The sequence below is a fragment of the Heyndrickxia shackletonii genome, from assembly GCF_001420715.1.
GTDB classification, from domain to species: domain Bacteria; phylum Bacillota; class Bacilli; order Bacillales; family Bacillaceae_C; genus Margalitia; species Margalitia shackletonii.
The window spans coordinates 599,459-607,478 of sequence record NZ_LJJC01000006.1; the positions used below are offsets into that span (position 1 = coordinate 599,459).

At 38.7% G+C, this 8,020-nt stretch carries 4 protein-coding genes; 3 read left to right on the forward strand and 1 reads right to left on the reverse strand.

Annotated elements, in window-relative coordinates:
• The first annotated feature begins 124 nt into the window (after positions 1-124).
• Both AN964_RS21165 and AN964_RS21170 read left to right on the forward strand, forming a co-directional pair.
• Positions 125-4,297: a S8 family serine peptidase gene (locus AN964_RS21165; RefSeq protein WP_055741782.1), complete on the forward strand. Its 4,173-nt coding sequence runs from the start codon at positions 125-127 to the stop codon at positions 4,295-4,297.
• A 230-nt stretch (positions 4,298-4,527) separates the two neighbouring features.
• Entirely contained in the window at positions 4,528-5,502 is a 975-nt protein-coding gene (locus AN964_RS21170) for a quinone oxidoreductase family protein (protein WP_055741783.1), read from the forward strand.
• A gap of 80 nt (positions 5,503-5,582) precedes the next feature.
• Here the strand turns inward: AN964_RS21170 and AN964_RS21175 are convergent, their stop codons facing one another.
• Positions 5,583-6,809 carry a helix-turn-helix domain-containing protein gene (locus tag AN964_RS21175; RefSeq protein ID WP_055741784.1) on the reverse strand — a complete coding sequence of 409 codons (1,227 nt, stop codon included), beginning with the start codon at positions 6,807-6,809 and terminating at the stop codon, positions 5,583-5,585.
• A gap of 153 nt (positions 6,810-6,962) precedes the next feature.
• On the opposite strand from AN964_RS21175, the gene AN964_RS21180 reads away from it, so the two are divergent.
• Positions 6,963-7,721 (forward strand): SDR family NAD(P)-dependent oxidoreductase, encoded by a 759-nt coding sequence (locus tag AN964_RS21180; protein WP_055741785.1) that lies wholly within the window; start codon positions 6,963-6,965, stop codon positions 7,719-7,721.
• Positions 7,722-8,020: the final 299 nt, after the last annotated feature.

Here is an 8,020-nt window from a genome sequence, read left to right on the forward strand (position 1 = left end):
TAACTCCATTTAAAATTCCTGTTTACTTAAAAAAATAGTGTTGATAGAATTTTTCAAAAAATAAAATTCCATCAACCTTATATAAAATGAGGATGTAACTAACACAGGAAGAGGGGAAATAGATATGAGGAGGAAGTTTTTAAAGAGTACGGCTATATTTGCGCTTAGCACAGGAGTTCTGTTTGGTGGCACTTTACCAAATATCAGCATCCATTCTTCAGTACTAGCAAAATCATCACCATCAATTGAACAAGTATTATCAAACTTAACGCCTGCTCAAAGAGAAGCTATTAAACAACTTAAAACGAGCGACCAAGGAGGCCTTCAATTATCTCCTGAGATTAATCTAAAAAGTGATGCTCCCGTTTCCGTCATTGTAGAATTTAAGGACAAGCCCGAAATAACCGCAGTGTTAGAAGCCCAAGCAGAAGGCAAAACTCTTTCTTCTGCTAAGGCAAAGCAGAGAGTAGATACAGCACATGAAACATTTCAAAACAATTTAAAAACGATTTTCAAAAATGAGTTGAAAGTAAAGAAGAACCCTTACACGATTAGGCGAGAATACAAGCATGCATTTAATGGTGTTGCTATGACACTTCCCGCTAACAAGGCAAAGGCATTGCTTCAATCCAAAGTAGTAAAGACTGTATGGAGTGACATGCAAGTACAGATAGAACCGCCAGTTACGGAGCAGGAATCAAAGAACCAGGCAGAGACTCATACGATGGTAACCTTTCCTGGCATCGAAAAACTTCATCAAGAGGGATTCACCGGAAAAGGTGTAAAGATTGGTATTCTTGATACAGGAATCGACTACAATCATCCAGATTTACAAGGAGCTTATAAAGGGGGATATGATTTCGTTGATAATGATAATGATCCGATGGAAACGACATATGATGATTGGTTGAAGTCTGGGCAGCTGGAAATAGCTAACGGTGAAACTTACTATACCGAGCATGGGACACATGTGGCTGGAATTATTGCCGGTCAAGGAAAAAATAATACCGATTATGCAGTAGAAGGAATTGCACCGGATGCCGATATCTATTCCTATCGGGTGTTAGGTCCATATGGCTCCGGTTCATCATCCGCTATTTTAGCAGGGATTGATAAAGCAGTTACGGACGGTATGGACATAATTAGTATGTCTCTTGGCGCTAATTATAACGATCCGTTGTATGTGACAAGCATTGCCGTTAATAATGCCGTACTAGCAGGAGTTACAACGGTTGTTGCTGCAGGAAACTCAGGTAATAACATGTATACACTAGGTGCTCCAGGCACTTCTCCGTTAGCAATCACTGTCGGAGCAAGCGATACACCTGTCACGGTTCCGACATATAAAGGGACTTTGCATGCAGACTCGGATGTATCAACTGATTTGAAACTGGTATCCAGTGGGTTTAGTGATAAAATAGAGGATTTTAAGGGACAAAACTTGCCAATCATAGATGTGGGACCTGGTGGTGCAACTTTTTATAAAAACAAAGATGTAAAGGGAAAACTTGTCCTTGTGGCTCGAGGAACTCTCGACATTAACAATATTATGAATACAGCAAAACAAAATGGAGCAAAGGCAGTTCTTTTATACAATACAAACCCGCCATTACAGGATGTATATTTAGGAGAAGGGTTTAACTATATTCCGATATTTTCTTTAAGTAATGAACAAGGGAATGTGATGAAGGAAAAGCTAGCTTCTGGAAACGCAACCTTCTCTTTTGATGATATGAGCCAAGAGGTAACCCAAGGAGATAAGCTGGCAGATTTCAGTTCTCGCGGCCCATCTCGTGTCCTTTATGATATTAAACCGGAAGTAACCGCACCAGGGGTTTCAATCTTCTCAACAGTGCCTTCCTATATGCATGGCCAGGACCAAGTCGGGAAATATCAATATGCATATGAACGCTTATCAGGCACATCTATGGCGACTCCAAATGTTTCGGGAGTAGCAGCACTTTTAAAGCAAGCTCATCCAAAGATGACACCTGCTGATATCAAAACAACACTCATGAACACGGCAGATCCATTAAATGGTGATTATAGCGTATTCGAGGTAGGGGCAGGGCGTGTCAACCCATACGAGGCAGTTCACACCCAAACCGAGATCCAAGTGGAAGATAGGACGGAAACACTGGGCAAAACCTCAGGAAATACAGATGACATTACTACTCTGGCTAGTAAAGGAATTAAAACGATTAAAAACAATACCGGTGCACTTAGCTTTGGTACTATTGCGCCTAACGGCAAAAATGTGAAAGATAAGCGCACTCTAGTTATCTATAACAATAGTGAGCAGGAAAAAACATTTAAAGTGGACGTTCAGTTCCAGACCGACCGAAGAGGTTCTAAGGATGCAACTGTAAATGGTGTTCAAATCTCAGAGGATAAGGAAATTACAGTAAAAGCAAATTCGAAACAGAATACCAATGTTTTTATTGATGTTCCGAAAACGGCTGCATTAGGCACGTATGAAGGGTATATCACGTACACAAACAAGGATAACCAAGAAGAAACATACCAAGTTCCGTTTGCGATTCATACAGTGAAAGAAGGAATCGATCATATCGCAGTAGATCCACCTGCATTTACGACGGCGGTTGAGGCAGGATATAATGGCATAAGATGGTCAGTTGGTCTTCTTTTCCAATTGAAATCTCATATGCGCACGATGGATCTGTTCCTTGTAGACCCGAAAACGAACCAAGAAATAGGATTCCTTGGTACATTGGACGGCACTGGTGCAGATGAAAATATTGAATACTATCTAAGAGGCTTGATGAACGAAGGGTATTATTATCCTTTAACAGGAAATTCGGATCACCCGATTGCCTATGATCATGAACAAACCAAACCAGGGTTGTACAAAATCAGGCTAGTAGGGACAAATGATCAGGGCAAAACCTTTAGTGCAGATGCTCCGGTGTACTATAGCGTTACGCAGCCAACACTCAATCTCAGTGCGGAATCTGGAGTATATGAATATAGCCCGGATCAACAAAACGTATCGTTAACAGGTTCTGTCTATGATCCTGGTGTCGCTGAGATGAAGGCTGGCGGCATGAATGTCTCTCAAGCTGATAATAAAGTTGTCTATACAGTACCGGGAAGCGGCGGCGGACTTGGTGGAGGAACAAAGAGCGTATCGGTTCCAGTAGACTCTAACGGTAAATTCACTGCACAAATCCCGTTGAATCCGAATATACAACCGTTCAAAGTGCAAATATATGCAGAAAATAAGGCGACAGTAAGGAACTATTATAGTAATAAATTTCTCTACTATGTGAAACAAGGAACTCCGTATGGAGCAGCTATTGCCGATAAACAGACAGTAAAAGCAGGCGATACAGTGACGGTTACTCTTTCCATGAATAATATGACAAGCATGAAAGAAGCTCAGTTTTCCTATATAGAAGCGAAGAATGTTGATGTGGTGAGTATTAAGCCTCATGCGACATTGGACGGCAAAGAGGATCTTAAAATACAGAAAGAAGGAACCGAGCCAAGCTTGGTAACGAAAATTACTGCAACATTGACTGGTGATACAGCAAAAAACGGAGTATCTGGAAAAGTTCCAATGGTAGATATCACATATAAAGTGAAAAGTGATTCTAATAGTGGAACCCTATCTTTACCACAATTCAATGTATCATATACAAGTACGGATGGCATGGCGAAATCCGCATTTGGTATTAGTATTCCATTTCAAGTAGAACGAACATACTCTTTTATGAAATCGTATGTCTATGCAGAGGCATTTATGCTGCCATATCTTGATGAACCATCTTCGGATTTGGATTATGTAAAGGCAGGCGCAAAAGTCAAAGTGACAGATGATACAGGAAAAGAATATTCAACCACGTTGGGCGGTGATTCATCGTTTTCTTGGCATCTATCATCTTACCTACCGCTGACGGATAAACCATTTACATTAGAAGTAGATATGCCGGGACATTTCATTGTAAAGAAAACCTTTACGATCGGGTTGAAAGAAAATGGAGAGGTTAAACCTTACTCGAAAGCACTTTATTACGAACATTCACCTGCAGGAGATGTGAACAAGGATAATGTTATCGATATTAAAGATGCGCTTTATATTCAATCCAATTGGAAAACAAACAAACGTGAAGCGGATATCAATTTTGATGGAGTGGTAGATGAAAAAGACATGCAATATGTAGTAAACAACTTTTTAATGCAAAATCCATGGATGTTGGATAAAGCTCCAAAACCAGAAACGAAATACAAAGGGAAAGCATTAAATGACATTCTTCACGAGGTGGGGATGCAATAATAACAAAGAGAGCAACGCCAAATAGGGCTGTTGCTCTTTTTTTCGGATAAAAAGCTGGAACCATTCACTGTTAAGGTACTTATAAGAAGAAATGAAGAAATAGAGGGTGTCCAAATTCACCCTCTATTACTTTTATTCATATAAGTATTTCTTATTGCATTATATAAATTTTTAAATCTATTCTTTTCCTACGCTCTATCATAGTATTAAGTAAAAGGGGTGGTAGAACAATGAAAGCAGTATTGGTTACTCAATTTGGCGGCACCGAGTTTTTACAATATGAGGATGTTGAGATCCCAACTATTGAAATGGATGAGGTGTTAATAAGAGTCGTTAAAACGAGTGTGAATTTTGCAGATATTAAATCGAGATATGGAAAAAAAGGCGGAAAGATACCGTTTATACCTGGTTTAGATGCTGCAGGATATATTGAAAAAATAGGTTCGCAAGTTACCAGTTTAAAAGAAGGACAAAGAGTCATCGCATTTCCTAAAAACGGATCATACGCGCAATACGTTGTTGCATCAGAAAAATTAGTGTTTCCGATACCGGATGAACTAGACTTTCAAACAGCTGCAGCTTGTCCCGTTGTTTCCTTCCTATCCCATCGATTACTCCAAAATGTTGCAAGGATTCAGGAAGGTGAATCAGTATTAGTTCATGCAGCAGCCGGAGGAGTAGGGACTACGGCTATCCAATTAGCGAAAATTATGGGGGCTGGTAAAGTAATCGGAACAGTTGGCAGTAAAGAAAAAATGAAAACAGCTAAAGAAAGTGGAGCCGATTACGTCATTTGTTATGAAGAGGAAAACTTTGCAGAACAAGTAAATGAAATAACAAATGGTAATGGTGTAGACATTATTCTGGATTCCGTTTCCGGCTCCGTCACAGAGAATAGTTTAAATTGCTTAGCACCTTATGGGAGGCTAGTGCACTTTGGTAATTCAAGCGGTGCGGACGGAAACATAAAAACGGTCGATTTACATTCAAGCTGCAGAGCTGTTTTAGGTTTTAGCCTTGGAACGACGCGGAAATTGAGACCGGAATTATTAAAGGAAACAGCTCAACAAGTCTTTCCGTATCTAGTTAATAAGCAGTTGGAAATAAAAATCGGACATGAATATTCTCTTTGTGATGCTGCAAAGGCCCATGATCTAATGGAAAAAAGATTAAATAAGGGGAAAATAGTATTAAATGTTCAGTAACTTTCTTCAATGTAATGGGGCAACTTTCATATTTGAGTTGCCCTAAGATAAAGCTTTTTGAATAAATATATATCTTTGACCTATTCTTGAAAACTATCCCGATATTTTTTCGGAGTCATTCCCGTATGCTTTTTAAATACTCTAATGAAATAACTTTGATCGTTAAAATTAAGCCAAGAGCCGATATCTGAGATTGGATATTTCGTTAAGGATAGTAATTTTTTCGCTTCTTCAATGCGCTGGCTTTGAATGTAATGACTTATAGATGTCCCCATTTCTTTTTTAAAGAGGCTGGATAGGTAATTAGGACTTAAATGTGTAAGCTCTGCCAACATCTCTAATGTAATGTCTTCGTAAAGATGATTATAAATATAGTGCAGACACGATGTAATGGTTCTAGAGTATTTATTTTCTTTTGCTTGATGTACCCGATTGGTGAAATCATAAAGAACTTCCGACATAATGGCTTGGATTGCTTTGAGATTATCTTGCTCCTCCAGCTGCTGAATATAGAAATCACTTAACGTAAATGCTGTTTCTTCATTTAATCCACCTTCTACGGCGGCCCTGCAAATAAGGGCAACTCCTGTTATCATCAAATTTTTCTCACTTCTAATACGACTTCGTTTAGATAAAACACCAAGTTCGTCTTCGGAAAAGATGGAATAATTGACGATATCCGATAATTTTTCTATTTGTCCGTTTTTTACATAATGAAGTAAGACACGCTCATGGGAAAGATTCGAATAGAAGGAAAAATTCCGTCTTCCCTTGGATAGCTCCAAATCAGGGTGATCCGACAATTTTAAGGTGGAATCCAGTTCTTTGTTTTTTTTCAATACATACGATTTATCTAATAACTGCTCATAGAACAAAGAGAATGTTAACAATCCAATCGTAAGAAATTGTTCACTAGTTATTACAGGGAGTGCTTGATAAAAATCGAAAAGCGCTCTTTTATGAGGCAATTCTTTATATGAATCCATGATTGCATTCATTTTTTCTTCGGTTATTTCTGTATGAATGCAAGGACCTACAATGATTACTCCAGATGTTTGGTTCAAATGAATAGAGAAGAATTGCAAATTGGAATAAGAAAAGAAAATGGGTATTTCTATTGTTTCCTGTTGAGCTGTATATTCCATCATACGGAATTTCAAAGAATCGTAATAGGGACTTGTTTGAAATTGACTTGGAGAACATTCGAATTCAAATTCTCCGTATTGATTGATGTAAAAAACGGATAGATGGTGAGCTTCAAAAATTAATTGACATATGTAATGAATATTTTCTATCCTACCATTCATGCCATGGCCTCCCTTAAAAGAAAATTGAGAGCGTATTCAACTTTTATTTTAATAAGATAAAAAAGTACTATTTACCGTAGAATAGTACAATAAATACACTTGAACAAGCAATAAAATAAGGATGGAAACTCAAAGTTCAAGGAGGAATGAACGATGGATTTAAAAGATAAAATTGCCTTAATAACTGGTGCTGGAAGCGGAATTGGTCGAGCAAGCAGCTTGCTGATGGCAAAACAAGGTGCAAAAGTTGTACTGGTGGATTTTAATCAAGAAACAGGCGAAGAAACATTAAAAATGGTGAAAGAACAAGGCGGAGAAGGTGTCTTCGTACAAGCGGATGTATCGAAAGACGAGGATGTTCAAAGATATGTTCAAACAGCGGTAGATACATTTGGACGCATTGATGTGTTCTTTAATAATGCAGGAATTATTCAGAAGTTTGCTCCGCTTACAGAGGTTGAGGAAACGGAATTCGATCGGATCATGTCTGTAAACGTTAAAGGTGTATTCCTAGGCTTGAAATATGTATTAAAGGTTATGGAAAATCAAGGATGCGGTTCGATTATTAATACAGCTTCTACAGCAGGCGTTCGAAGTGAACATAGTACTTCTGTATACTCTGCAAGCAAACATGCAGTAATAGGGCTTACAAAATCCGCTTCTCTAGAATATGTGAAAAAAGGCATTCGTGTGAATGCGATCTGCCCTGGTGGAGTGAAGACCGCTTTAACAAATAGCGTTGAACAAATGTTTGTTCAATCTGGTTATGTACCAGAAGAAATACCAAACATGAGAATGGGACGTTATGCACAGCCAGAAGAGCTTGCAGAAATGGTTGCATTTTTGGCTTCCGATAAAGCTAGCTATATGACTGGTTCTGTTGTCGTTGTAGACGGCGGATTAACTTTATAATCATCAACTTTATAAAAAATAAAAGGATGGAATTTTCGAATTCCATCCTTTCTTTATTGTGCGCCCGGCATGGGTGTAGTCTCTAGGGTGAAAGTCCCGAACTGTGAAGGCAGAAGTAGCAGTTAGCTTAACGCAAGGGTGTCCGTGGTGACGCGGAATCTGAAGGAAGCGAGCGGCAAACTTCCGGTCTGAGGAACACGAACTTCATACAAGGCTAGGTATCATTGGATGAGTTTGCAATACAAAACAAAGTCCTTTCTGCCGAAGGTGATACAAAGTAAATGAAGCAGATAGATGGA